The 23,887-nt window shown below is 61.1% G+C and carries 25 protein-coding genes; 7 read left to right on the top strand and 18 right to left on the bottom strand.

From position 1 onward, the window contains the following. Positions 1–59 precede the first annotated feature (59 nt). Together ACFQ95_RS21030 and ACFQ95_RS21025 are read left to right on the top strand one after the other, a co-directional pair. A complete protein-coding gene (locus tag ACFQ95_RS21030; protein WP_422834164.1) occupies positions 60–1,034 on the top strand; it encodes a threo-3-hydroxy-L-aspartate ammonia-lyase in 975 nt (324 codons plus the stop codon). 17 nt (positions 1,035–1,051) lie between these two features. Further along, entirely contained in the window at positions 1,052–2,083 is a 1,032-nt protein-coding gene (locus ACFQ95_RS21025) for a hypothetical protein (RefSeq protein ID WP_422834162.1), read from the top strand. Between the two features lie 38 nt (positions 2,084–2,121). Here the strand turns inward: ACFQ95_RS21025 and ACFQ95_RS21020 are convergent, their stop codons facing one another. Next, positions 2,122–2,355: a hypothetical protein gene (locus ACFQ95_RS21020; RefSeq protein ID WP_422834161.1), complete on the bottom strand. Its 234-nt coding sequence runs from the start codon at positions 2,353–2,355 to the stop codon at positions 2,122–2,124. Between the two features lie 554 nt (positions 2,356–2,909). On the opposite strand from ACFQ95_RS21020, the gene ACFQ95_RS21015 reads away from it, so the two are divergent. Together ACFQ95_RS21015 and ACFQ95_RS21010 are read left to right on the top strand one after the other, a co-directional pair. Then, positions 2,910–3,884, top strand: coding sequence for a Bug family tripartite tricarboxylate transporter substrate binding protein (locus ACFQ95_RS21015; protein WP_422834159.1), 975 nt, complete (start codon positions 2,910–2,912; stop codon positions 3,882–3,884). A 75-nt stretch (positions 3,885–3,959) separates the two neighbouring features. Further along, positions 3,960–4,604: a hypothetical protein gene (locus ACFQ95_RS21010; RefSeq protein ID WP_422834157.1), complete on the top strand. Its 645-nt coding sequence runs from the start codon at positions 3,960–3,962 to the stop codon at positions 4,602–4,604. Here the strand turns inward: ACFQ95_RS21010 and ACFQ95_RS21005 are convergent. The 17 genes from ACFQ95_RS21005 to ACFQ95_RS20925 form a co-directional block, all read right to left on the bottom strand. Continuing rightward, on the bottom strand, positions 4,601–5,581 hold the full coding sequence (locus ACFQ95_RS21005; protein WP_422834155.1) for a LysR family transcriptional regulator: 981 nt from the start codon (positions 5,579–5,581) through the stop codon (positions 4,601–4,603). The genes ACFQ95_RS21010 and ACFQ95_RS21005 overlap by 4 nt on opposite strands. A 220-nt stretch (positions 5,582–5,801) precedes the next feature. Then, entirely contained in the window at positions 5,802–6,731 is a 930-nt protein-coding gene (locus tag ACFQ95_RS21000; RefSeq protein WP_422834153.1) for a Bug family tripartite tricarboxylate transporter substrate binding protein, read from the bottom strand. A gap of 19 nt (positions 6,732–6,750) precedes the next feature. Next, positions 6,751–8,136, bottom strand: a complete 1,386-nt coding sequence (locus ACFQ95_RS20995; protein WP_422834151.1) for an amidase — start codon at positions 8,134–8,136, stop codon at positions 6,751–6,753. Continuing rightward, positions 8,133–8,822, bottom strand: coding sequence for an RraA family protein (locus tag ACFQ95_RS20990; protein WP_422834149.1), 690 nt, complete (start codon positions 8,820–8,822; stop codon positions 8,133–8,135). Before ACFQ95_RS20990 ends, ACFQ95_RS20995 begins: the two co-directional genes overlap by 4 nt. A 109-nt stretch (positions 8,823–8,931) precedes the next feature. Continuing rightward, positions 8,932–9,483, bottom strand: coding sequence for a methylated-DNA--[protein]-cysteine S-methyltransferase (locus ACFQ95_RS20985; protein ID WP_422834147.1), 552 nt, complete (start codon positions 9,481–9,483; stop codon positions 8,932–8,934). A 67-nt stretch (positions 9,484–9,550) separates the two neighbouring features. Then, positions 9,551–10,468 (bottom strand): SDR family oxidoreductase, encoded by a 918-nt coding sequence (locus ACFQ95_RS20980; RefSeq protein WP_422834145.1) that lies wholly within the window; start codon positions 10,466–10,468, stop codon positions 9,551–9,553. Between the two features lie 56 nt (positions 10,469–10,524). Next, the gene (locus ACFQ95_RS20975) at positions 10,525–11,460 is read right to left on the bottom strand and encodes a glutathione S-transferase family protein (protein ID WP_422834143.1); all 936 of its coding nucleotides are present in this window, start codon (positions 11,458–11,460) and stop codon (positions 10,525–10,527) included. A gap of 16 nt (positions 11,461–11,476) precedes the next feature. Then, the gene (locus tag ACFQ95_RS20970; RefSeq protein ID WP_422834141.1) at positions 11,477–12,493 is read right to left on the bottom strand and encodes an NADP-dependent oxidoreductase; all 1,017 of its coding nucleotides are present in this window, start codon (positions 12,491–12,493) and stop codon (positions 11,477–11,479) included. 51 nt (positions 12,494–12,544) lie between these two features. Further along, the gene (locus ACFQ95_RS20965; RefSeq protein ID WP_422834140.1) at positions 12,545–12,994 is read right to left on the bottom strand and encodes a PaaI family thioesterase; all 450 of its coding nucleotides are present in this window, start codon (positions 12,992–12,994) and stop codon (positions 12,545–12,547) included. Between the two features lie 16 nt (positions 12,995–13,010). Continuing rightward, entirely contained in the window at positions 13,011–13,802 is a 792-nt protein-coding gene (locus tag ACFQ95_RS20960; protein ID WP_422834138.1) for an SDR family oxidoreductase, read from the bottom strand. 53 nt (positions 13,803–13,855) lie between these two features. Next, complete coding sequence (locus tag ACFQ95_RS20955) at positions 13,856–14,158, bottom strand: Dabb family protein (RefSeq protein WP_422834137.1); 303 nt, start codon at positions 14,156–14,158, stop codon at positions 13,856–13,858. 15 nt (positions 14,159–14,173) lie between these two features. Then, positions 14,174–14,380: a hypothetical protein gene (locus ACFQ95_RS20950; protein WP_422834136.1), complete on the bottom strand. Its 207-nt coding sequence runs from the start codon at positions 14,378–14,380 to the stop codon at positions 14,174–14,176. Positions 14,381–14,392: 12 nt separating this feature from the next. After that, on the bottom strand, positions 14,393–16,225 hold the full coding sequence (locus tag ACFQ95_RS20945) for an acyl-CoA dehydrogenase (RefSeq protein ID WP_422834134.1): 1,833 nt from the start codon (positions 16,223–16,225) through the stop codon (positions 14,393–14,395). Then, entirely contained in the window at positions 16,222–16,668 is a 447-nt protein-coding gene (locus ACFQ95_RS20940; RefSeq protein ID WP_422834132.1) for a PaaI family thioesterase, read from the bottom strand. Before ACFQ95_RS20940 ends, ACFQ95_RS20945 begins: the two co-directional genes overlap by 4 nt. Before the next feature lie 2 nt (positions 16,669–16,670). Continuing rightward, on the bottom strand, positions 16,671–17,846 hold the full coding sequence (locus ACFQ95_RS20935) for an acetyl-CoA C-acyltransferase (protein WP_422834130.1): 1,176 nt from the start codon (positions 17,844–17,846) through the stop codon (positions 16,671–16,673). A 10-nt stretch (positions 17,847–17,856) separates the two neighbouring features. Further along, positions 17,857–19,956, bottom strand: a complete 2,100-nt coding sequence (locus tag ACFQ95_RS20930; RefSeq protein WP_422834128.1) for a 3-hydroxyacyl-CoA dehydrogenase NAD-binding domain-containing protein — start codon at positions 19,954–19,956, stop codon at positions 17,857–17,859. Positions 19,957–20,125: 169 nt separating this feature from the next. Beyond that, a complete protein-coding gene (locus ACFQ95_RS20925) occupies positions 20,126–21,769 on the bottom strand; it encodes a 3-(methylthio)propionyl-CoA ligase (protein ID WP_422834126.1) in 1,644 nt (547 codons plus the stop codon). A 370-nt stretch (positions 21,770–22,139) separates the two neighbouring features. Between ACFQ95_RS20925 and ACFQ95_RS20920 the strand changes: the two genes are divergently transcribed. From ACFQ95_RS20920 to ACFQ95_RS20910, 3 genes are all read left to right on the top strand, one after another. Then, complete coding sequence (locus tag ACFQ95_RS20920; RefSeq protein ID WP_422834125.1) at positions 22,140–22,685, top strand: septation protein A; 546 nt, start codon at positions 22,140–22,142, stop codon at positions 22,683–22,685. Further along, a complete protein-coding gene (locus ACFQ95_RS20915; RefSeq protein WP_422834124.1) occupies positions 22,682–22,957 on the top strand; it encodes a BolA family protein in 276 nt (91 codons plus the stop codon). The genes ACFQ95_RS20920 and ACFQ95_RS20915 overlap by 4 nt, the downstream gene beginning before the upstream one ends. A gap of 84 nt (positions 22,958–23,041) precedes the next feature. Continuing rightward, positions 23,042–23,827 carry a peptidylprolyl isomerase gene (locus ACFQ95_RS20910; protein ID WP_422834122.1) on the top strand — a complete coding sequence of 262 codons (786 nt, stop codon included), beginning with the start codon at positions 23,042–23,044 and terminating at the stop codon, positions 23,825–23,827. Positions 23,828–23,887 lie beyond the last annotated feature (60 nt).

Here is a 23,887-nt window from a genome sequence, read left to right as displayed (position 1 = left end):
GTGACAAAACACACCATCTGTGTCTGTACTGCGATTCAAAAGCCGAACATCATTCCCCTATGACCGACCATCACCTCCCCACCTATGCCGATGTAGAAGCTGCGGCTGCCCGCATCGCGCCCCAAGCGCACCGCACACCGGTGCTGACCTCGAGTACCCTTGACACACGCCTGGGCGCCAAGCTCTTCTTCAAGGCCGAGAACTTCCAGCGCATGGGTGCCTTCAAGTTTCGCGGCGGCTTCAATGCCTTGTCACGCTTCACGCCAGAGCAGCGCAAAAACGGCGCTATCGCCTTTTCGTCAGGCAACCACGCGCAGGCAATTGCACTGTCGGCCAAACTGCTGGGCATGCCGGCCGTCATCGTGATGCCGCAGGACGCACCTGCCGCCAAGCTGGCCGCCACGCGTGGTTATGGCGCCGAAGTCGTGACCTACGACCGCTTTACCGAAGACCGTCAGCAGATCAGCCAACGCCTGGCGGAACAGCGCGGCATGACGCTGATTCCGCCCTACGACCACGCCGATGTACTCTGCGGCCAAGGCACGGCCACCAAGGAGCTGATTGAAGAAGTTGGCCCGCTCGACTATCTGTTTGTCTGCCTGGGCGGCGGCGGCCTGCTCAGCGGCTCGGCCCTGGCGGCGCGCGCCTTGTCGCCCGACTGCCGCATCTACGGTGTGGAGCCGGCCGCGGGCGACGACGGCCAGCAGTCTTTCCGCGCCGGCAAGATCATTCACATCGATACACCACGCACCATCGCCGATGGCGCGCAAACCCAGCACCTGGGTGAGATCACCTTCGGCATCATCCGCCGCGACGTGACCGACATCCTGACCGCCACCGACACCCAACTGGTCGACGCCATGCGCTTCTACGCCGAACGTATGAAGATCGTGGTCGAGCCCACGGGTTGCCTGAGCCTGGCCGGTGCCGAACACAGCGGGCTGGACCTGCGCGGTGCACGCGTCGGCATCATCATCAGCGGCGGCAACGTTGACCTGGCGCGCTACGCCAGCTTGTTGAACGGCACGCTGTAAATTCAAAAACCAGCGTGATGCTGCTGCCACGCACTCGCCAAGCGCTGCAAGCCAGCTTGGCTGTTTGGCTGGTGCTCACGGCAGGCGGCGCCTTTGCGCAGACCAAGCCTCGCCCCAGTTGCACAGAAGCCGCTTCGGATGCCTGCTACACCGCGTTCCGCCCGCGCATCGATGGCGGGTGGCTGCACTACTACAGCTCGCTCAGGCCGGGTGTTGACACAGCGCGCCCCACGACGGCTTTGATCGCCATCCACGGCCATCCACGCGACGCCAACCGCACTTTTAATGCTGCAACGCGCGCACTACAAGCTGCTGGCACACAAGAGCCAAGCTTGATCGTCGCCCCCGTGTTCCAGGTGGCAGAACCTGGCGCCGCGCGCTGCCAAACCAAAGGCGTGCCCGGGCCCCAAGCCGATGACTTGTTGTGGACCTGTGCGTCGTGGATGGCAGGTGGCGGTGCATTTTCATCTTTCGCCGCGCTGGATGCACTGGTCACCGAGCTGCGACAACGCTGGCCCAGCCTGCAAACCGTGACCATCGCCGGCTTCTCTGCAGGGGCTCAGCTGGTGCAACGCTACATCGGCTTCGCCGCGCCGCCACAACCAGGCGCGCCCCGCGTGCGCTACGTGGTCGCCTCGCCCGGGTCCTGGCTGTACTTCGACGCGGCAAGACCGGTTGCGACCACACAAGCGGCCTGCCCCAGGCAAAACCGATGGAAGTACAGCACCGAAAAGCTTCCCGACACGCTGGGCCGCAATGCTGAAGAAGCGCGCCAAGCCTACGCCGCAGCCGATGTGCACTATCTGGTGGGCGCACTCGACACCGGCGACGCCCCCGGCACCCACTACCCAAGCCTGGACAGATCTTGCGCCGCCAACGCCCAGGGGCCCTATCGCCTGGAACGCGCGCTGGCTTATGCCGCAGCCGACAACCAGCAGCGTCTTGCGGCGAACCAACCCACGCGTGAAGTCACCGTGGTTCCGAGCTGCGCGCACGACGTGGCCTGCGTGTTCACGTCGCCCGCTGCGCGTTCCGCGCTATTGCCCTAACGCTAGAGTCCTAACGCTATCGCCCTAACGCCATGCCCCTAAAACTGCGTGCCCACCGTCAGGTACAGGCGTAGCGTAAGGGGCATTCTTGAATCGTTGCGCACCGCTCTGACAAGCGCATCCAAGTGATTGCGCTCGCGCCAGACGCAGGCGTTGCCCATGTTGAAAAGACCGATGCGCCAGTACCCGAGCCAGGGAAACACGCTGCCGAGGGTTGAGCTGTGCCTGCCGTTGTCGTCGTGCGCCGGCCACACCACGGTCTCTTCCGGCAATTTGAACGCCCCCTCGGTCAGGCCTGGTGCGGCGCATGTGCGCTGTCCGATGGAAAGTCGGTGCGCCCGCAGCCGTTGATCAGCTAGGTGTTGCCGGTGAACACATGGCCACGCCACAGGTGGCCCATGCGGCCAGCGGTGTGGCCGGCTGTGTGCAACACCTGCAGAATTTCATCACCAACCTTCAGCGTGTCGCCATGCACCAGTTGTGCGGCTGCGGAGGTGATGTGCTCGGCACGGGCCTGACTCTACCGTCCGCGCCAGGCGCACGCCGTGCTTTTGCAGCGCAGCCAAATCGCTCCAGTTGCAGGGCCACCGGGTCAATGATGAGGGCATTACGCGTTTGCGGGGGCTACCAACAGATCAGGTCTAGGTGCTGGAGGCCGGGTCTAAAAGCTGGGCCGGGCTGAAGGATGAACTCATGGCATGGGCCCGTGCACAGCGCGGCGCCCTTGACTTGATAGATTTTCAGAATGCCTACCAATAATAATTAATGACTTTTGGCGATTAAGCGAAATTCGTATCATGCAATTCACTTCATTGTTTGGATGATTATGAAATTCACTATCTGCAAAATCATTTATGCGGCGCTGTTAATTGCACCGACTCTGACCATGGCGGCTGATTACCCCGATAAACCCGTACGTTTGATCGTTCCATATCCACCCGGTGGGGCTTCAGACACGGTAGCCAGATTTTTAGGACAGCAGCTTTCCGCTCGTTTAAATCAGCCTTTTATCATTGAAAACAAACCAGGTGCCACAGAACAGATTGCAGCCGGGTATGTGGCCAAATCCCCTGCCGATGGTTATACGATATTACTCGCCTCTACAGCCGGGTTATCGGTGAACCCAACCCTGTACAAAGGCAAGCTTCCTTACGCACCCGAGCAGGATTTCGCGCCCATTGCCTTGGTGGTCACACTCCCCAGCATTGTGATGGTGAACCCCAGCCTGCCGGTCAAAACCTTTGATGAACTGACGGCCTACATCAAATCATCACCAACCCACCTCACCTACGCATCTAGTGGCGCTGGCAACCCAAGCCACCTGGGCATGGAGTTGTACAAACGAAGCGCGGGTGTGGATGTGACCCACGTACCCTACAAGGGCGGCGCACCGGCGATGCAGGATTTGATGTCTGGCCAGGTGGCGATGATGATGGCCATTGGCCCGGAGTCGCTGCCCATGGCCAAGGCCGGGAAGATGAGGGCTCTGGCCATCACCACCGCCAAACGCTCCGCCGCCTATCCTGGCCTGCCCACCGTGTCTGAGTCCAGCGGCTACAGCAGTTTTGAGCTTCTACATTGGTTTGCGTTGGTGGCACCGGCCAAAACCCCGGCGCCTATCGTTTCCCGTTTGAACCAAGAAATCAATGAAATCTTGAATCAAAAAGAAAACCGCGAAAAATTGATTGGTTTAGGCATGGAGATTGATGGCGGAACACCTCAGCGTTTAGCCGACACCATTAAAAAAGACCGTTTGAAATGGGAAAAAGTCATTGCCGACTCGAATATCCAGCTCGACTAAACCATTACCCAAACCTCAAACCAGCTTAATTCAATAAATATGTTACTCCAAGGCACAGGCGTATTAATTACTTCCATGCAGGTTCTTCCCGAGGAAGATACTGACTTCAATGTATGGTTCGATAAAGAACATTTACCCGAACGTGTGGCCATTCCGGGTTTTCTGGATGGCAGGCGTTATGAATCCACCAACGGCTCCGGCCGGTATTTGCAAATCTATAACACTGTGGATTTTGCGGCACTGGATAGCGCGGCGTACCACAAGGTGCTGGCCAACCAGACCGACTGGTCTAAGCACCACATACCCAAGTTCATCCGTCCAACACGCGTCGTGGGCCAGTTGGTTGAAAGCCGTGGTTACGCACGGGGTGCGGCGGTCACGCTCATACGCTTGCGGCCCAAGGGTGACGCAAAAATGTTGCCCGCGTTGCAGCCGCTTCTGGCCTTGCTTGATGCCGCTGGCGTCACGGCCTTGCACTTCGTTGAAGGAGACGCTGAGCTGTCCAAACCGCTGATGACCGATGTGCCCTATGTCGGTAGCGAAGACGGCTACATCGTCGTCGAAACGTCTAGCGTGGCCGATGGGGAGCGTATTGCGGACCAGTTAGAGTCCCAACTGAAAGCTTCATTGGAAACCTCACTCAAAGCCTATGGCGAGTTGATCGACATGGCCACCTACCGCTACCGCCTGGATGTGAGCGCGCCAGTCCATCGCCGTTAAATCGTAGATACCGGCCCCTCAGGCTGCCCCACCAGCGGGGGCAGGGCATCCAAGGCGCCCTGCTCGGCCGCGCGAACGTCTGGCAAAAAGAACCGCGTAAGGGCCAGGTTGCGCTGCGCAATGTCGCGCAGCCGGGCGGTGGTGGCGCTGTGGTGATGCGCCGGAAATGACAGGTAATACGCCACTGCGGGCAAGGCCGGCTGGCTGTCGAGCACACGCATGGCGCCAGACGCCAGGTGCTCTCGCACGATGGACACCGGCAAAACCGCGATCGCATGGTCAGACAGCACCAGCGACAGCATCAACGACAAAGAATTGCAGCGGCTGAACTCCTCGGTTTCAAAGCCGCCCGACTTCAGCCACTTGGCCATGGAGTCGTTCAAGGTGGACGGTGGCGGGTTGCACACGATGCGGTGCGTGATCGCCTGCTCTGGCGTGAAGACCCCCGGCAGCACCGCCGCATCGCGCGCCGCCACCCACTGGTGTTCGGTCCACCCGAGAAAAAGACTGGTGACGTTGGCCTGGTCGCTGCGGCCGGTGTGCAACGCCATGTCGAGCTCGCCATGGTTGATTTTCTCCAGCAGCTCGGCGCCGCCCCCCACCTTCAGATCCACGCGCACGCTGGGGTGGGTTTCCTTCAGGTCGCGCAGAATGTGCGGCATGCCGACGATGGCACAGGACTCGTCCACGCCGATGCGGATCAGCCCGCTGATGGAGTCGGTCAAATCCAGCCGCGCCATTTCCTGCGCGGACGCCAGCACCCGCTCGGCATAGACCAACGCGTTGCGGCCCGCTTGCGTGACCTGCAGGCGCTGGTTGTGGCGCTCGAACAGCTTGATCGACATCTGGTCTTCCAGTTCCCGGATGCGGTTGGAAACCGCTGGCTGGGTCAGGCTGAGATGTTTCGCCGCAGCGTGTACGGTGCCGAGGCGAGCGGTACAGGCGAATGCTTGCAGTTGGCTTAACGTAAATCTCATCGATGCAAACCTCGTGGCTATCCTGTGGCGGTGTCGTTGCAAATTTCAAGCAACAGCTTACGACGAATGACGCAGCTTGAGGATAGGGTGCAAGGCGCGTGCCAATCACCCATTCATCACCAATTCATCACCCACTGAACAGCACCGCTGCAAAGTCGATCTGCACCATGAAGAACGGACGCCGCAGCGTCCGTGATGGTGATCCCTAGACTGCGCGCAACTACTGCGGCGTGATCTTTGCGGTCTTGACCAGACGCTCGTAGTTTTCCGCATCCTTGCGTATGAACTCGCGGAAGTCTTCGGGCGAGCCGTCGGCCGGAATCAGCGAAGTCTCTTCCAACTGCTTGCGCAGATCGCCACGCAGCGCTGCTCTGATCGAGGCGTTGAGTTTGTCAACGACGGGTTTGGGTGTGCCGGCTGGTGCCGCAATGCCGGTCCACGTCACCACTTCAAAGTTGGGCAGGCCGGCCTCTTTCATCGTAGGTACATCCGGCAGCAACGGTGAACGCTGGCCGCTGGTGATGGCCAAGGCGCGCAGCTTGCCGCTTTTGACATACGGCAGAGCGGTGGGTGACGTATCGAACAGGAAGTCGATCTGCCCACCCATCAAATCCGTCAGCGCAGGCGCGCCACCCTTGTAGGGCACGTGCAGCAATTCCACCCCAGCTTGCTGCATCAGCACTTCGGCCGAGAAATGCTGGGCCGACCCGACACTCGCGCTGCCAAACGTAAGCTTGCCGGGTTTGGCTTTTGCCAGCGCAATCAACTCCTTGAGGTTATTCGCCGGAAAGCTCGGGCTCACTACCAGGATATTGGGCTGATCGACCACGCGCATCACCGGTGCAAACACCTTCTGCGGGTCAAACGGTGGGTTGGCATAGAGGTATTGGTTGGCGGCAAATACCCCCGCGCTGCCCACCAACAGCGTGTAGCCATCGGGCGGCGACTTCGCCACAAAGTCCGCGCCGATATTACCCGAGGCGCCGGGCTTGTTGTCGATGATGAAGGGTTGCTTCAAGCTGTCGGACAAGCTCTTGCCCACCAGGCGCGCCACCAGATCCACACTGCCGCCCGGCGGAAACGGCACGATCAAGCGCACCGGTTTCACCGGATAGTCCTCGGCCATCGCCATGTGGGTTACGGCAACCAAAGAAAGGGCAAGAGTTAGCTTACGCATCGACGACCTCTAGAGGGCTGGTATTGACAGGGCGCACCACTTCTTCCATCGCGGCGGCGACCGCCAGCAGACGCCGGTCGTCCCACGCACGTCCCACAAGCTGCAAGCCAATGGGGCGGCCGTTCGTATCAAAGCCAGCGGGCAGCGACAGCGCACACAGCGCCAACAGATTCATCGGCCGGGTGAAGTGCACCGGCGCCTGGCTGTGGTCTACCTCTTCAATACGCGGCGCGGTGCATGTGGTGGTAGGCATCACTACGGCCGAGATGTCCAGCCGGTTCATGCTGTCGGCGAACTGAAGTTTCCACTGGGCGGCTGTTTCCTGTGCATGCAAATAGTCGACAGCCAAGGTAGCGCTCGCGGCCACCAGGCGCGGGCGAACTGACGCATCGATGGGCGCTTCTGCATCTGCCAGAAAACGCGCGTTGGCCGCAGCCCCTTCGGTGATCATGATGGCATTTGTCACGCTTTTGAAAGCTTCAATGGCCACCGGAAATTCGAATGGCACCAAGGTGTAACCGGCCTGCGCCAACTGCGCCAAGTTGGTGGCGTAAGCGCGGGCCACATCGGGAAGCAACGCCGAGAGTTCATTCGGCAGCAGATGGCCCACTCTTTTCGACGCAGCAGGTTCTGTGCCGGCCACTCGTGGTGCTGGCTGCAGGGCTTCAAAGCAGATGTGTGCATCGTCAATGGAACGCGTCAACACACCCACACTGTCCAGGCTTTGGCTCAATGGGAACACGCCCTGCCTGGGCAGCGCGTCAATCGTCGGCTTAAAACCCACGATGCCGCAAAACGCCGCCGGCACACGCACCGAGCCGCCGGTATCGGTGCCCAGCGCCCATGGCACCAGATTCGCGGCCACAGCCACGGTGGAGCCGCTGCTCGAGCCACCAGGGACCAATGTCACATCAGTAGAGCCGTAGGGGTTGCGCGGCGTAGGCATGTGTTGGTTGGTACCCCAGGAGCCCAGCGCAAACTGCACCAGATGTGTCTTGCCCACGATGATGGCGCCGCAGCGTTCAAGCCGGTCCACAACTTCGGCATTTTGTGCGGCCAGGTTCTGCAGCAACAGCGGCGAGCCCGCCGTCGTGGGTTTGCCTTTCATGTCGAACAGGTCTTTCAGCGCGACCGGAATGCCGTGCAACGGCCCCTTGTCCACGCCAGAGGCCAGGTCTGCGTCAGCTTGCGCGGCCGCCTTCAGGGCTTCATCCGCATACACCGCGATAAAGCATTGGAATGCGGCATCGAAGCGGGCAATACGCTGCAGGCAGTCTTGGGTCAAATCGAGGCTTGAGGTTCTGCCGGAACGCAGGTCAGCGGCAAGCTGGCGAAGCGATGGAAATTCGGCAGGCATCTGGAGGGTCTTTGTGGTCATGAAGTGGCTCGGGTGGTGTAGTGCAAGGTGGTGCCCAGAATTTCGGGATAGGTCTGCCCGTTTCTCAACTTGATCAGCGTTTCTTTTTCTCGCTCCTGCAATGCAATCGCCTGCAAGGCCGCACTTTCGATCTCATCGGGCGGCAAAACGAGGATGCCGTTTTCGTCGGCCAGGACCGCATCGCCAGGTCGAACGGTGACGCCGCCGCAGCTCACGGGCACACAAAAGGCGCCACGCAAGCCTTCGCTGCGGGTGGTGCGCGCGCTCAGTCCTCGGGCCCAGATGGGCAGGCCGATCTCGCGCAGTTCCTGGATGTCGGTGACACATCCGTCGACGATGATGCCCGCCGCGCCCCGGACGCTGGCCGCCAGAGCGCTGGCGCCGCCGATACAGGCGATGGTGTCGTCGCCGTCGCGGTCGACCACCAGGAAGTCGCCAGGCCGCAACTGTCCGAGCGCATGGTGCAGCACCGAACCATCCAGGCCGTGCAGCCTGACCGTGACGGCTGTGCCCACGGTTCTTTGCACACTGTTGAGGGCTTTGACGCGGCGATGGATGAAACCGTGCTCGCGAAAATGGCCAATGGTGGCGGGTTCGGCTTGCGCCAACAGCCGCAGTACGCCGGGGTCTAAAGGGTTTGGCAGTGGCCCGATTTCAATGGAGCGATGTTGAGTCGTTGAGGTCATGCAACGATTCTAAAAATGACACTTCGCCACCGATACTGATGAATTCTGAGGATGGTTGATATGAAAACCTTATCAACACCCCGAGCCGCATCGGCCCTCCAGAGGGAGCCTAGAGCGCGTCGAACAATCCAGGCCCCTGCCCTAACACCGCCCGCTCAATCTCCAGCATGCGCAGCTTGGTATTCAGCCCGCCAGCCGCCGAAAAACCTCCCGCCCCGCCGTTTGCCGCCAACACCCTATGGCAGGGCACCACGGGCGCGAAAGGGTTGAAGCCCAGCGCCTGCCCTATGGCACGTGCGGAGCCTGGGCTTTGCAGCGCCTCGGCCATGGCACCGTAGCTTGTGGTCTGGCCCGGGGGAATCTGCCGCGCCAAGGCGTAGACCCTTTGATAAAACGGCGAGATGCCATGCATGTCCAGCGCAATGTCCAACAGGTCGTCCATCTCACCACCAAGCAAGGCGGCAATGCGGTCCATGGCCTGCTGCACCGCCGCTGGCGGCGTGGCTTCCACACTGCCGGGTGCACGGCTGTGGATGCGCTCAAGCGCGCGGGCCGGATTCACTTCGGGCAATTGCACGGCGCACAAGCCTGATGTGCCCCAAGCCACGCCGCAGCGGCCTAGAGGAGTGTCAAAAAACGCGTGGTGCAGGGACGGCGACATGGCAGGATTTGCTATCAATTCAAAAGCAATCGCCGCTTATCCATAGTGCGCCAGAGACCAGTTTTCTTCAAGACTTCTGGCCGGCCCGCAACGCCGCGCGCAGTTGCTCGCCGAGTTCCGGCTTGTGGGCAAACGGGTCGCTGGGGCTGCGGCTTTGCATGATGTCTTCCAGCCGCGTTTGCACCGCGCCCAACGCTTGCGGGTGGCTGAAGATATAGAACTGGTCAGCGGCCAGCGCATGAAACACCAGCTGCGCCACATCACTGGCCGAGACCTTGCTGGCGGACACGGCTTTATCGACCATCGCCTGGCCCACGCGTTGGCTTTGTGTGGCACAAGAGCTGGCAGCCGCCGCTGCGGGCCGGTTGCGTTCGCTGTGGTGTATGCCGGTGGGCACGAAGTATGGGCACAACACACTGGTGCTGACTTGGCTGCTGACCAGGCGCAGGTCCTGGTACAGCGTCTCGGTCAGGCTCACCACCGCATGTTTGCTCACGTTGTAGATGCCCATATTGGGCGGCGCCAACAGGCCGGCCATGCTGGCGGTGTTGACCACGTGGCCACGGTAGGCCGGGTCGGCCTGGGCGGCAGCCAGCATCATGGGCACAAACAGGCGCACGCCGTGCACCACGCCCCACAGGTTCACACCCAGTATCCACTCCCAGTCTTGGACCGAATTTTCCCAGAGCAAACCGCCCGCGCCCACACCGGCGTTGTTGAAGACAAAATGCGGCGCGCCAAAACGCTGCTGCACGTCTTGGGCCAGTGCCTCCATCTGCGTTGCATTCGATACATCGACCCGGCGTGCCAGCACCTGCGCGCCGGCAGCGGTGAGTTCGGCTTCGGCGCGGTCGAGTGCATCTTGCTGCACGTCCACCAGCACCAGCTGCATGCCTCGGGCTGCGGCGATGCGCGCACATTCGAGGCCGAAGCCGGAACCGGCGCCTGTGAGCACGGCGGTCTTGCCTTTGAGATCGTGGAGCATGGTGACTTGTCTCCGTTAGGTTTGCCTGCGGCCAATCCAGAAAGCCGGACCGGCTTTCAGCCTTCTGCTTTTCTCAGCACATAACCTATGCGCGGAAAGTGCACATGCAGCGTGCCCGCACGCTCGTCTTGCCGTCGCAGCGTGTAGTGCATGCGTGTAGCGGCGAGCAGCTCACCTTCCGTGGCTTCATGGCCAAAAATTTCCGGCGTGACCGTGACACGGCTGCCGAGTGGAATGCCGTGTTCGTCGACAAACGGCTCGTCGGCCAGTGGCGCAGGAGTATTGGCGGCGGCGACTGCAATGGCGTCGAGTGGACTCAGCTCTGCGGGCCTGCCGTGGCCAAACGCCGCAATCGAATCCATCCACGGCAGCAATCCCGGCGTGGCGTCCAGAATGTCGGCCATCACCGGGTTGATGACACGGCTGAACCACAGCGGGTGGTAGGCGGAAAAGTCGGCCAGCGAAGGTGCATCGCCCAGCAGATAAGGCTGATCGCTGAGCATGTTGGCCAGCCGGCGCAGGTAGCTTCTATAAGCGGCTGTGGCATCCCCTGGCCGCAAGCGCGTCATGCCCACGGCCATGGCCGCACGGTCCTGCACAAACGCCTTGGCGACCGCCTCGGGTGTACCGGCAAACAGTGCCGCCGCCCCCTTGGGGCTGAGGTTGTAAGCCATGGCCGCCCAGAACAGGCTGGTGTCAGCCCACTGCGCAATGATGCGTGTGGCGCCCTTGACGGCGGGCGGGTACAAGGTCGGTGTGGACGCTCTGTGCTCCAGCACATCGCAGATCAGCGCGGTGTCGCAGTAAACGTCAGCCCCGATCTGCAGCACCGGCGCACGACGATAACCGCCGGTGAGCGCCTGCAACTCGGGCTTGGGCATGACACGCGGCATCAACACCGATTGATAGGCCAGTTGTTTGTAGCCCAGCACCGCGCGGATTTTCTCGGCAAACGGTGACATGGGGTAATGGTGCAGGATCAGGTCGGACATGGGAGGCTCCTGAAGTTCAAATCAGCTTGACCAGTTGCTTGCCGAAGTTCTTGCCTTTGAGCAAGCCGAGAAACGCCTCGGGCGCAGCCTCAATGCCCTGCGCCACGGTTTCGCGGTATTTGATCCGGCCGGTAGCCACACCCTTGCCAAGCTCGGCCAGCGCTTCGGGCCACACCTCCATGTGTTCCCCGACGATGAAGCCCTGCAACTTGAGGCGCTGCGTCAACAGCAAGGACGGGTTGGCCAGCGCCATGGGTTGGCCGTCGTAGCCGGCAATCATGCCGCACAGCGCAATCCGGCCAAAGGCGTTCATGCGCGAGAGCACCGCGTCCAGCACCATGCCGCCGACGTTTTCAAAATAGCCATCGACGCCATCGGGCGCGGCCTCTTTCAAGGCCAGCGACAAGGAACGGGCGTTGGCGTGCGCCTTGTAGTCGATGCAGGCATCGAAGCCGAGTTCATCGACCACATAGCGGCATTTGTCCGGCCCGCCGGCAATGCCCACGGCGCGGCAGCCGCGCGACTTGGCGAGCTGCCCGACCACGCTGCCCACGGCGCCACTGGCCGCGCTGACCACCACGGTCTCGCCGGCCTTGGGTTCGCAAATACGCATCAGGCCATACCAGGCGGTGACGCCGGGCATGCCCACGGGGCCGAGGTAGGCGCTGAGCGGCACGTGTGTGGTGTCGACCTTGCGCAGATAACCAATCTGCGTCGCATCAACCACCGCATACTGCTGCCAGCCACCAATGCCGACCACGTGATCACCCGGCTTGAAACGCTCGTTGCGGCTCTCGATCACCTCACCCACGGTGCCGCCTATCATCGGTGTGCCCAGGGCTTGTGGCGCAGCGTAGCTTTTGCTGTCGTTCATGCGACCGCGCATATAGGGGTCCAGGCTCAGGTAGTGGTGGCGCACCAGCACCTGGCCATCTTGCAGCGCCGGCGTCTCTACCGTGACGAGTTTGAAGTTGCTGACCGTGGCTTCGCCCTGGGGGCGGTTGTCGAGCAGGATTTGTTTGTTCTGTGCCATGGTGATCGTGGGAAGAAATAGAAGAAGAAACACCAGCGCTGAGGAGGTCGCTCAGTCGGTGGCAGGGTGTTGGGTGGTTTGCATCGCGTTATGGGTGGCGTCTTCCGCTTGCGCGGGTGGGCGCTGCACGTACTTGAACGTGCCGGTGGCCTGGGCGCACAGGCGGCCCTGGGCGTCGAGCAATTGGGCTTCGGTGAAGGCCATCTTGGTTGTGCGGTGCAGCAGCTTGCCCACGCCGCGCAGCGCACCCTTGGCGGGCTGCATGAAGCTGGTTTTCATCTCTATGGTGACCACCCCCATCTCGGCTTGCACGCTGCGCGCAGCGGCCGCCATGGTCACGTCCATCAGGGTCATGATGGCGCCGCCATGGGTTACGTTGAACGAGTTCATGTGCTCGGGGCGCGGATTGAAATCGATTTGTGATTGGCCGTCTTCAAAACGCACCAGCTCAAAGCCGAGGTGATCGACAAACGGAATCGGAACACCAAAACCAAGAGACACTTTTTGCTCTGCCAATTTATCCCCCGAGCACGGCGCTCACGCCGCCATCCACCGCCAGCCATTGGCCGGTGATGTGTTTGCCCGCATCGCTGGCGTACAGCAGCGCCAGGCCTTTTAAATCTTCATCGTCGCCCAGGCGGCGCAAAGGTGCATGGGCAACCATCTTCTCTTCGCCCAGGGTCTCAATCAACACGGTTGAGATTTTGGTCTTGAAGAAACCGGGACAAATGGCGTTGACGCGTATGCCGTAGCGCCCCCACTCGGCCGCCAGCGCGCGCGTGAAGTTGATCACCGCGCCCTTGGAGGTGTTGTAGGCAATGGTGCGCATCTCCACCGGGTTGCCGGCCAGTCCGGCAACGGACGCGATGTTGATGATGCTGCCGCGCTTGCGCTCTATCATGCTGCGCTTGGCCACCTGCTGGCTCAGCAGGAAATAGCCGCGTACGTTGAGGTCCATCACCTTGTCCCACGCGGCCACGGGGTGCTCCTCAGCCGGCGCGCCCCAGGAGGCACCGGCGTTGTTGATCAGGATGTCGATGGCGCCCATGCGGTTCAGCGTTTCGCTGACCAGGTGCTCGATGTCAGCCTCTTTGCCGCAGTCGGCGGCGATCCAGCGGGTGTCTATGCCCAGGTCCTGCAAAGAGGCAGAGGCTTCTTCCAGGTCGCCCGCCTTGCGCGAGGTCAGCATGATGCGCGCACCGGCCTCGCCCAGCGCCTGCGCCATCTGCAGGCCCAGGCCGCGTGAGCCGCCAGTCACCAAAGCGGTCTTGCCCTTGAGGTCGAAGAGTTGTTGCACGGTACGGGTCATCGCTTGTCTCCTATTGATTTTTTATCTTGGGCATAGGCGCGGCAACACTGGCCTTAAACCACGTAGTCCATACACTGGCGCGTGTCGCGCGTGGCGCCGATAAACGGCTTCAAGGCCACGTGCTGCGGGTGGTTCTGGTAGGCGTCTAGCGCGGCCTGATCGACGAACTCGGAGTACAGCGCCAGGTCTTCGGTGGTTTCACAACCGGGCTGGGCGGTGATGACTTCAAACTTCAGAATGCCCGGCACCAGGTTGGCGCAGGCTTCAAGCAGCGCACGGGCCTTGGCGGTGTTTTCGGCGCGCGTGGCGCCCTCGGCGTGTTCTTTGAATTTCCAGAAAACGATGTGTTTGATCATGCTGATGAGTGAGAGCTAGTCAGGAGTGAGTTTGAGGCGTGAACGCACGTAGATGAGCGCGAAGCCCAGCAACGCCACCACGCCCCCAAACCACGACAAAGAGGTACCCAGTTCCGCATCTACGCGTTGTGTGAACAGGCCGAGTATGAAGCTCAGCAAGCCACCATAAACCAGCACCCAGATGAGGTTTTGCAGGCGCTTGATGTTTTTGGCTTTGGTCATGGTGGCACTGTACTAAAAACGATCCTCAGGCATATTGGCGCAGGTCAAATCGCAATGTTCGACCACCTGTAGCCACGCGCCAATCTTCGGTAGTTCGTAGGCATAGAAGTAGGCGTTGGCATAGCTTACACCTGTGCTCGAGGAGTATGCATCCTGCGCCGCCTTTGTGGCCGCGCAGCAGGCCAGATCCAGCCAGATCCACGCCATCACCACGTGGCCAAAAGCTTGCAGGTAAGGCACGGCGTTGGCCAATGCCAGCCTGGGGTCGCCAGCGGACCAAGCCAACTCTGTGGCGTGCAGCACCTGCTGCCATGCCAACTTCAAGGCGCTGGCGTGGTTCTGCAATGCGGCCACGTCACAGGCTTTCGCCACCGTGGCGTGGATGCGCTCGGTCAGCAACTGCAGGCCCCGCCCCTGCTCCATCAACACCTTGCGGCCCAGGAGGTCGGCGGCCTGGATGCCGTGTGTGCCCTCGTGGATCATGTTGAGGCGGTTGTCGCGCCAGTATTGCTCTACCGGGAAATCGCGCGTATAGCCATAACCGCCGTGCACCTGTATGGCCAGCGAGTTGGCTTCCAGGCACCATTCGCTGGGCCAGCTTTTGGCGATGGGCGTCAGCACTTCCAGCAGCAGCCGGGCCACATCAGCCGTGGCGGCATCGGCCGTGTGTTGCTCGTCGACCAAACGTGCGCAATACAGCTCCAGCGCCAGAGCACCTTCGCAGTAGGCTTTCTGCGCCAGCAACATGCGCTTGACGTCGGTATGTTCGATGATGCGCACCGGCGGCTTGGCCGCATCTTTACCTGTCGCCCCCACGGGCCGGCCCTGGCTGCGGTTGCGTGCATAGTCCAGCGACGCGTGGTATCCCGCCATGCCCAGCATGGTGGCGGCCATGCCCACGCCGATGCGCGCTTCGTTCATCATGTGGAACATGCAGCGCAAGCCCTCACCGGGCTGACCTACCAGATAAGCTACGGCACCAGCGCGGCCATCCACCGGGTATTTGCCTTCGCCAAAATTCAGCAGCGTGTTGGTGGTGCCGCGCCACCCAAGCTTATGGTTCAGCCCGGCCAGCGCCACGTCGTTGCGCACGCCGGTGAGTTGGCCGTGTTCATCAACCATGTGTTTGGGCACGATGAACAGCGAGATGCCACGCGTGCCCGCAGGCAAGCGACCGTGTTCATCCGGGATTTTCGCCAGCACGATGTGCACGATGTTCTCGGTCAGCTCGTGGTCGCCCGCCGAGATCCACATCTTGTGGCCAACCAGCCGGTAGCGCGGGCCCAGCGGGTCGGCCGCAAAGGCTTCGCCATCGGGCACGGCGCGTGTGGTGATGTCACCCAGGCTCGACCCTGCCTGCGGCTCCGACAGGCACATGGTGCCGGCCCAGCGGCCAGAGAACTCATTGTGCGCAAACACCTGCTGCTGCAGCGGCGTGCCGTGCACCATCAGCAGGTTGGCATTGCCGGTGGTCAACAAACTGGCGTTGATGCTGACCGAGGCCATGGCGAAAAAGCTATTGGCCGCCGCCTGCACGCTGTAGGGCAGCTGCATGCCGCCAATCGCATAGTCTTGCGCAGCCGCCAACATGCCGGATTCGGCATACGCGCGGTGCGCGGCGTGGGTGGCCTCGGGCAGCACCACCCGCTCGCCATCAAAGTGTGGCTCTTGGGTGTCCACCGTGCGGTTGTGTGGCGCGTATTTGTCGCGGGCGATACGTTCGCAGGTTTGCAGCACGGCATCGAAAGTCTCACGCGAATGGTCGGCAAATCGCGGGCGCTGGTTCAGCGTCTCGACCTCCAGCCAGTCGAACAGCAGGAAGTCGAGCGTGCGGCGCAGCGTCAAGCGGCCTCCGCCTTGGATGGCAGGCGCGCGATGGTGCACTGGGCCAGCGCGCAGAGTTTTTCAACCCCTGCGGTCACCGCAAACACCTCGCAGGTGCACACCGCTTGCGAAGCGCCCACGTGCTCCGCCTTGGCACGCGCGATCAAGCGCTCGCCCACACCGGGTCGCACGTAGTTCACCTTGTACTCCGACGTCACCACCGGCACCTGCATGGCCGTGCCGCCCGCAAAGGTGAGTGCGTTGTCGGCCAGGTAACTCAGCACACCACCGTGCGCAAAGCCGTGTTGCTGCAGCAGTTGCGGCGTGAGGTCCAGTTCCAGTTCAACCTGCCCCGGGCTCACGCTGTTGAGGCGCGTGCCCAGCAGTTGGCTGAACGGCTGGGAGGCCAAGGCCTCCCGCGCCATGGCGACAAACATCTCAGGTGACACCTGGGGGGCAGCCATGCTTAGAGGACCTCGAACACGCCCGCCGCACCCATGCCGCCGCCAATACACATGGTGACCACCACCTTCTTCGCACCACGCCGTTTGCCTTCGATCAAGGCATGGCCGGTGAGGCGCTGGCCACTCACACCGTAAGGGTGACCCACGGCGATGGCGCCGCCGTTGACGTTCAGCCGGTCGGCCGGAATACCCAGCTTGTCGCGGCAGTAGATCACCTGCACGGCAAAGGCTTCGTTGAGTTCCCACAGGTCGATGTCGTTCATCGTCAGGCCCAGGCGCTTGAGCACCTTGGGAATGGCAAACACCGGGCCGATGCCCATTTCATCGGGTTCACAACCGGCCACGGCAAAGCCGAGAAAACGCCCCAGTGGTTTCAGGCCACGGCGGCTGGCCACGTCTTCGTTCATCACCACCACGGCGCCGCCGCCATCGGAAAACTGGCTGGCGTTGCCGGCCGAGACCAGACCGCCCGGCAAGGCCGAGCGCAGGCCTTGAATCGCCTCCACCGTGGTGCCGGGGCGAATGCCTTCGTCGGCGCTACAGGTCACTTCTTTGGTGCTGAGGCCACGCACCGGGTCGGCCACACCCATGGTGACGGTGATGGGCGCGATTTCGTCCCTGAACAAACCGGCTTCCAGCGCAGCGGCGGCGCGCTGCTGGCTGGCCGCGCCGTATTCGTCCATCTGCTCGCGCGAGATGTTGTAGCGCTTGGCCACTTGTTCAGCGGTCTGCAGCATGTTCCAGTAGATCTCTGGCTTGTTCTTGTCGAGCCAGGGGTCGCGCAGCATGTGGATGTTCATCTCTTGCTGCACACACGAGATGCTTTCGACACCACCGGCCACGTAAATATCACCTTCGTTGGCGATGATGCGTTGCGCGGCCATGGCAATGGTTTGCAGGCCAGACGAACAAAAACGGTTGACGGTGGCGCCGCTGGTGGTCACCGGGCAACCGGCGCGCAAGGCCACCTGGCGTGCGATGTTGGCCCCGGTGGCGCCTTCGGGCGTGGCACAGCCCATCAACACGTCGTCAACCTCTGCGGCCTCAATACCGGCGCGTTGGATGGCGTGGGCCACGGCGTGGCCGCCCAAAGTGGCGCCGTGGGTCATGTTGAAGGCGCCCTTCCAGCTCTTGGCCAGGGGGGTGCGCGCGGTGGAAACAATCACTGCTGCGGTCATGGTGCGGTCCTCAATTGAATGTCTTGCTGTCGGCCACGAGCTTGGCCAGCAGCGGCGCGGGCTGCCAGAACTTGGCGTCGTCCAGCGGGTTTTGCGCAAAGTGGTTCATGCTCTGCACCACGTTGAACAGGCCCACCTGGTCGGCGTACAACATCGGGCCACCACGGTGGATGGGGAAGCCATAACCCGTGAGATAGACCATGTCGATGTCGCTGGCCTTGGAGGCAATGCCCTCTTGCAGAATGTGCGCGGCCTCATTGACCAGCGAATACACCAGGCGCTGCACGATCTCATCGTCGGAGATCTTGCGTGGCGTGATGCCCTGCGCCGTGCGGTGGTCGGCAATCATCTTCTCGACCAGCGCGCTCGGAATGGCGTCGCGCTTGCCCGCCTGGTAGTCGTACCAGCCAGCGCCGGTCTTCTGGCCGTAGCGGCCCATTTCGCACAACAGGTCGGCGGTCTTGCTGTATTTAAGGTCTGGCTTTTCCACATAGCGGCGCTTGCGGATGGCCCAGCCAATATCGTTGCCCGCCAAATCACCCATACGGAACGGGCCCATGGCAAAACCAAACTTCTCCACCGCCTTGTCCACCTGCGCGGGCGTGGCACCCTCTTCCAGCAGGAAGCCGGCTTGGCGGCTGTATTGCTCGATCATGCGGTTGCCTATGAAACCGTCGCACACACCCGACACCACGGCCGTTTTGCGGATCTTCTTGGCCACGGCCATCACGGTGGCGAGCACGTCTTTGCCGGTCTTTTCGCCGCGCACCACTTCCAGCAGCTTCATCACGTTGGCCGGGCTGAAGAAGTGCATGCCAACCACGTCTTGCGGGCGTTTGGTGAAGTGGGCAATTTTGTTGACGTCGAGCGTTGAGGTGTTGGACGCCAGAATGGCGCCGGGCTTCATCACCCGGTCCAGTTCCTTGAACACGGCTTCTTTCACGCCCAGTTCTTCAAACACCGCTTCTATCACCAGATCGGCCTGGCCGATTTCGTCGTAGCGCAGCGTGGTGCTCAACAGCGCCATGCGCTGCTCGTATTTGTCTTGCTTGAGCTTGCCCTTCTTCACCTGGGCTTCGTAGTTTTTACGTATGGTGGCGAGACCTCGGTCCAGCGCCTCCTGCTTCATCTCCAGCATCTTCACGGGGATGCCGGCGTTCAAGAAGTTCATGGCGATGCCGCCGCCCATGGTGCCGGCGCCGATGACGGCCACGGACTGGATGTCGCGCTTGGGTGTGTCTTCCGGCACGTCGGGGATTTTGGACGCGGCACGTTCGGCCGCGAAGATGTGGCGCAGCGCGCGGCTCTCGGGTGTCCACATCAGGTTGATGAACATCTCGCGCTCGGTGAGCATGCCCTGATCAAACTTTTGTTTGGTGGCGACTTCGACGGCGTCGACACACTTCAGCGGCGCGGGGAAGTTCTTTGCCATGCCCTTGACCATGTTGCGCGCAAAGCCGAAATAGGCATCACCCAGTGGGTGTTTGCATGGCAGATTGCGCACCAGTGGCAGCGGACGCACAGCAGCAACTTCGCGCGCAAAAGCCAGGGCTTCTTCGGCCAGAGATTCCACCGAGGCCGCCAGTTTGTCGAACAGTTTTTGGCCGGGCACACTGGCCAGCAATTCACTCTTCACCGGCTCGCCGCTGACGATCATGTTCAGCGCGGCTTCCACCCCCAGCACACGTGGCAGGCGTTGTGTGCCGCCAGCGCCTGGCACCAAGCCTAACTTCACCTCAGGCAAGGCCACGCTGCAGCCAGGTGCAACGATGCGGTAATGGCAGCCCAGCGACAGCTCCAGACCACCGCCCATACACACGGAATGCACGGCGGCCACCACGGGTTTGGCGGAGTTCTCCACCGCCAGAATCACGCTGAGTAAATTGGGCTCGGCCAGCGCCTTGGGGCTGCCGAATTCCTTGATGTCCGCGCCACCCGAGAAGGCCTTGCCGGCGCCGGTGAGCACAATGGCAATGACTGCGGCATCAGCATTGGCTTTGGCCAGGGCATCGGTGATGGCCAGACGGGTGGCAAAACCCAGGCCGTTGACGGGCGGATTGTTGAGGGTGATCACGGCGATATCGCCGTGGACTTTGTATTCAGCAGTCATGCGGACACCTCGATATTTAATAGAACGATCGTTCGATTTTTATTTTAGAAATCTGCGCTTGCAGGTCCAGCCGTTTTTGTCTCGGCTGGGACAGACTTCACGGCGAGAAACCCCGGAGCAAACGCGCGCCAACGTGCCGTCTCTCGCGCCGTCACGCCGGCCTTTGCGCTTACAGACCTGGCAACTTGTAGTCGGCCAGTTGCTCGCGCAGCTTGGCCTTGAGCATCTTGCCGGTGGCGCCTAGTGGAATGGCATCAACAAACACCACGTCGTCGGGAATTTGCCATTTGGCTGTTTTGCCTTCATAAAACGCCAACAACTCTTCACGCGACACTTCAGCCGCCGGCTTCTTGGCCACCACCAGGATAGGGCGCTCATCCCACTTGGGATGGAACACCCCAATACAGGCCGCCATGGCCACAGCCGGGTGGGCCACGGCGATGTTTTCAATGTCGATGGAGCTGATCCACTCACCACCCGACTTGATCACGTCTTTGCTGCGGTCGGTGATTTGCATGTAGCCATCGGCATCGATGGTGGCCACGTCGCCGGTGGGGAACCAGCCTCGGCCATCAGCGTCCTGGATCAGCACATTGGTGTTGTCACCTTTGTAGTAGCCTGCGACCGTCCACGGGCCCTTGACCAACAGGTCACCATAGGCCTTGCCATCCCAGGGCAATTCGGCACCAGCGCCATCCACGATCTTCATGTCCACACCGAAGATGCCCCGGCCCTGTTTCAGGCGAATCTTCATCTGTTGCTCGGCAGGCAAATCCAGGTGTTTGTTCTTCAGCGTGCACAAGGTGCCCAAGGGGCTGATTTCCGTCATGCCCCACGCGTGCAGGACTTCCACGCCATAGTCGTTCTGGAACGCATGGATCATGGCTGGTGGACACGCCGACCCGCCAATCACCGTGCGCTTCAAGCTGGAGAAACGCAGCCCATTGGTTTGGATATGGCTCAACATCATTTGCCACACGGTGGGCACACCGGCGGCGAAGGTCACCTTTTCAGCTTCGATCAGATCGAAGACCGATTTGCCGTCCATGCCCGGGCCGGGAAACACCACCTTGGAACCAGTCAATGCCGCCGCATACGGCAGGCCCCAGGCGTTGACATGGAACATGGGCACCACGGGCAACACAGCGTCACGTGCGCTCAGGCACATCACGTCCGGCAATGAAATGGCGTAGGCGTGCAGTACCGTGGAGCGATGGCTGTACAACGCAGCCTTGGGGTTGCCCGTGGTGCCGCTGGTGTAGCACATGCTGGACGCGGTGTTTTCGTCCATCACCGGCCAAGCGTAGATACTGGCTGCGGCACCCATCCAGGCCTCATAACTCTGCAGCCCGGGAATGCCGCTGTCGGCGGGCAGTTTGTCGGCGTCACACAGCATGATCCAGGCTTTGACGGTGGGGCATTTGTCCGCCACGGCCTTGATCAGCGGCAAAAAAGTGGCGTCAAAACACATCACCTGGTCTTCGGCGTGGTTGATGATCCAGGCGATTTGCTCGGGGTGCAGACGGGGGTTGACGGTGTGCACCACGCGCCCCGAACCACTCACACCAAAATACAGTTCCATGTGGCGGTAGCCGTTCCAGGCCAGGGTGGCCACACGTGCAGCGGGTGGCACGGCCATGTCGTTTAACGCGTTCGCCACCTGGCGTGCACGCTTGGCCAAATCGCGGTAGGTGTAGCGGTGGATGTCTCCCTCTACCCGGCGCGAAACAATCTCGGCATCGCCATGGTGCCGTTCGGCAAACTCGATCAGGGACGAAATCAGCAGTGGTTGGTCTTGCATCAAACCCAGCATTGGCGGCTCCTAAAATTCTGTGTCTCTTGGATTGGTTGTCTCGCTTTTCCGTTTACAGGAAAGACTTTGACAGTATTGCCGACACCACCTTAGCCCTGCGGGGGATTAACCCGGAAAAATGTCACCGACGAGTCAGCGGCAAGCGACTGTTACACGACACCGAGCGACCACCCGGACGCTACTTTATCCATAGCGCCCGCCGCTTACCCACAGATCATCACAGGCCAATTCTTGCCTGACTACAATGTGTTTGATAACGCTTGGACCTGCCACTACATTCAGGCTCTAAACTTGCATCCTCGGCCACGGCCTCCAGATGGTGTGGTGCACTCGTTTCGCCACCCCGGCAATCCCGCCTCCAGAACACGCCATGAAAACACTGCTCGACTTTCTCCCCATTCTGCTGTTCTTCGGCGCTTACAAATTTGCAGACATTTATGTGGCCACCGGTGTGCTGATGGCCGCCAGCGTAGTGCAAATGGCCGCGATCTACCTGATAGACCGCAAGCTGCAGACCATGCACAAGATCACCTTGGCACTGGTGCTGATTTTTGGCGCACTCACCTTGATGTTGCACGACGAACGCTTCATCAAATGGAAACCCACGGTGTTGTACGCGGCCATGGCCATCGCCTTGACGTTTGCCGTCTGGGTGCTGAAGAAAAACTTCCTGAAAATGATGCTGGGCAGCCAGTTGCAATTGCCCGATGCGGTGTGGATGCGGCTAAACGTGGCCTGGATAGGCTACTGCGTGTTCATGTCCATCGTCAATGGCTACGTCGCGGCCTACTACACCACCGAGCAATGGGTTGATTTCAAGCTGTGGGGCTATGTGTTCCCGCTGGCGTTCATCATTGGCCAGGGGGTTTATGTGTCGCGCCACATCCAGCACGAAGACAAGCCCGAAAACACATGAGCACCGCGCACACCAAACCCACGACCGAGACCATCACGCAGCGCCTGCGCGAACGGCTGGCGCCAAGCCAGCTGGAGGTGCTGGACGAAAGCGCACTGCACGCCGGCCATGCAGGCGCCGATGGCAGCGGCTTCGGCACCCACTTTCGGGTGCGGATCGCTTCACCAAACTTTGCGACACTGAGCCGCGTGGCGCGCCATAGGCTTGTGTATGATGCGCTGCAAGATTTTATGGACCAAGGGCTTCACGCCGTGGCCATTGAAGTGCTCTGACCGGCACGCGAAACCTCAACCCCCTAAGTTCACGCATCTTCTCGGCCGCCGTCAGCGGCCAAAACTATTATTCAAGGACATTTGATGAAGAAGAACCTGATTTCTGCTCTGGTTACAGCAGCCGTGATGGGCGCGGTGGCCGTTCCTGCTTTGGCGCAAAACGTGGCAATCGTGAACGGCAAGCCCGTGCCTTCGTCGCGCGTCGATGCCTTGTCTCAGCAGTTGTCCAAGGCCGGCCGCCCTGTGCCGCCAGAGATGCAAGAGCAACTCAAGCAAGAAGTCATCACGCGCGAAATCTTCATGCAGGAAGCGCAAAAGCGCGGCCTGGATGCCACCGAAGACTACAAGAACCAACTCGATCTGGCACGCCAGTCGATCCTGATCCGCGAACTGTTTGCCGACTATCAAAAGGCCAACCCCATCACCGACGCCGACATGAAGGCCGAGTACGACAAGTTCGTCGCCGCCAACAGTGGCAAGGAGTACAAGGCGCACCACATTCTGGTGGCGACCGAAGCCGAGGCCAAGGCCATCATCGCCAGCCTGAAAAAGGGCGGCAAGTTTGAAGACATCGCCAAGAAACAATCCAAGGACCCAGGCTCTGCCGTGAATGGTGGTGCATTGGATTGGGCTGCTCCTGGCAGTTACGTGGCCGAGTTCACCACCGCGCTGACCGCGCTGAAAAAAGGCCAGACCACCGACACCCCCGTGAAGTCGCAGTTTGGCTACCACATCATCCGTTTGGACGACGAACGCGCCGCCGAGTTGCCCAAGTTTGAAGACGTGAAGCCACAGATCGCCCAGCAAATGCAACAGCAGAAGCTGGCACAGTTCCAGGAAGAACTGCGCGCCAAGGCCAAGGTCGAATAAGCCCGCAGGCTAGACCGTTCCCTACAAAAAACGCGGCCCCGGCCGCGTTTTTTGATTGCG

Origin of the sequence: Variovorax sp. HJSM1_2, assembly GCF_049316285.1 — a bacterium.
Classification (GTDB): Bacteria; Pseudomonadota; Gammaproteobacteria; order Burkholderiales; family Burkholderiaceae_C; genus Rhodoferax_B.
The sequence above is the reverse complement of the archived record's forward strand: the minus strand, read 5'-3'. Positions and strand labels throughout refer to the sequence as shown.

Excerpts from the sequence above, each read along its gene's own strand:
- ACFQ95_RS21030 (WP_422834164.1), top strand. The coding sequence starts at position 60 with ATGACCGACCATCACCTCCCCACCTATGCCGATGTAGAAGCTGCGGCT.
- ACFQ95_RS21025 (WP_422834162.1), top strand. The coding sequence starts at position 1,052 with ATGCTGCTGCCACGCACTCGCCAAGCGCTGCAAGCCAGCTTGGCTGTT.
- ACFQ95_RS21015 (WP_422834159.1), top strand. The coding sequence starts at position 2,910 with ATGAAATTCACTATCTGCAAAATCATTTATGCGGCGCTGTTAATTGCA.
- ACFQ95_RS21010 (WP_422834157.1), top strand. The coding sequence starts at position 3,960 with ATGCAGGTTCTTCCCGAGGAAGATACTGACTTCAATGTATGGTTCGAT.
- ACFQ95_RS21005 (WP_422834155.1), bottom strand. The coding sequence starts at position 5,581 with ATGAGATTTACGTTAAGCCAACTGCAAGCATTCGCCTGTACCGCTCGC.
- ACFQ95_RS20995 (WP_422834151.1), bottom strand. The coding sequence starts at position 8,136 with ATGACCACAAAGACCCTCCAGATGCCTGCCGAATTTCCATCGCTTCGC.
- ACFQ95_RS20990 (WP_422834149.1), bottom strand. The coding sequence starts at position 8,822 with ATGACCTCAACGACTCAACATCGCTCCATTGAAATCGGGCCACTGCCA.
- ACFQ95_RS20985 (WP_422834147.1), bottom strand. The coding sequence starts at position 9,483 with ATGTCGCCGTCCCTGCACCACGCGTTTTTTGACACTCCTCTAGGCCGC.
- ACFQ95_RS20980 (WP_422834145.1), bottom strand. The coding sequence starts at position 10,468 with ATGCTCCACGATCTCAAAGGCAAGACCGCCGTGCTCACAGGCGCCGGT.
- ACFQ95_RS20975 (WP_422834143.1), bottom strand. The coding sequence starts at position 11,460 with ATGTCCGACCTGATCCTGCACCATTACCCCATGTCACCGTTTGCCGAG.
- ACFQ95_RS20970 (WP_422834141.1), bottom strand. The coding sequence starts at position 12,493 with ATGGCACAGAACAAACAAATCCTGCTCGACAACCGCCCCCAGGGCGAA.
- ACFQ95_RS20960 (WP_422834138.1), bottom strand. The coding sequence starts at position 13,802 with ATGACCCGTACCGTGCAACAACTCTTCGACCTCAAGGGCAAGACCGCT.
- ACFQ95_RS20955 (WP_422834137.1), bottom strand. The coding sequence starts at position 14,158 with ATGATCAAACACATCGTTTTCTGGAAATTCAAAGAACACGCCGAGGGC.
- ACFQ95_RS20950 (WP_422834136.1), bottom strand. The coding sequence starts at position 14,380 with ATGACCAAAGCCAAAAACATCAAGCGCCTGCAAAACCTCATCTGGGTG.
- ACFQ95_RS20940 (WP_422834132.1), bottom strand. The coding sequence starts at position 16,668 with ATGGCTGCCCCCCAGGTGTCACCTGAGATGTTTGTCGCCATGGCGCGG.
- ACFQ95_RS20935 (WP_422834130.1), bottom strand. The coding sequence starts at position 17,846 with ATGACCGCAGCAGTGATTGTTTCCACCGCGCGCACCCCCCTGGCCAAG.
- ACFQ95_RS20930 (WP_422834128.1), bottom strand. The coding sequence starts at position 19,956 with ATGACTGCTGAATACAAAGTCCACGGCGATATCGCCGTGATCACCCTC.
- ACFQ95_RS20925 (WP_422834126.1), bottom strand. The coding sequence starts at position 21,769 with ATGCTGGGTTTGATGCAAGACCAACCACTGCTGATTTCGTCCCTGATC.
- ACFQ95_RS20920 (WP_422834125.1), top strand. The coding sequence starts at position 22,140 with ATGAAAACACTGCTCGACTTTCTCCCCATTCTGCTGTTCTTCGGCGCT.
- ACFQ95_RS20915 (WP_422834124.1), top strand. The coding sequence starts at position 22,682 with ATGAGCACCGCGCACACCAAACCCACGACCGAGACCATCACGCAGCGC.
- ACFQ95_RS20910 (WP_422834122.1), top strand. The coding sequence starts at position 23,042 with ATGAAGAAGAACCTGATTTCTGCTCTGGTTACAGCAGCCGTGATGGGC.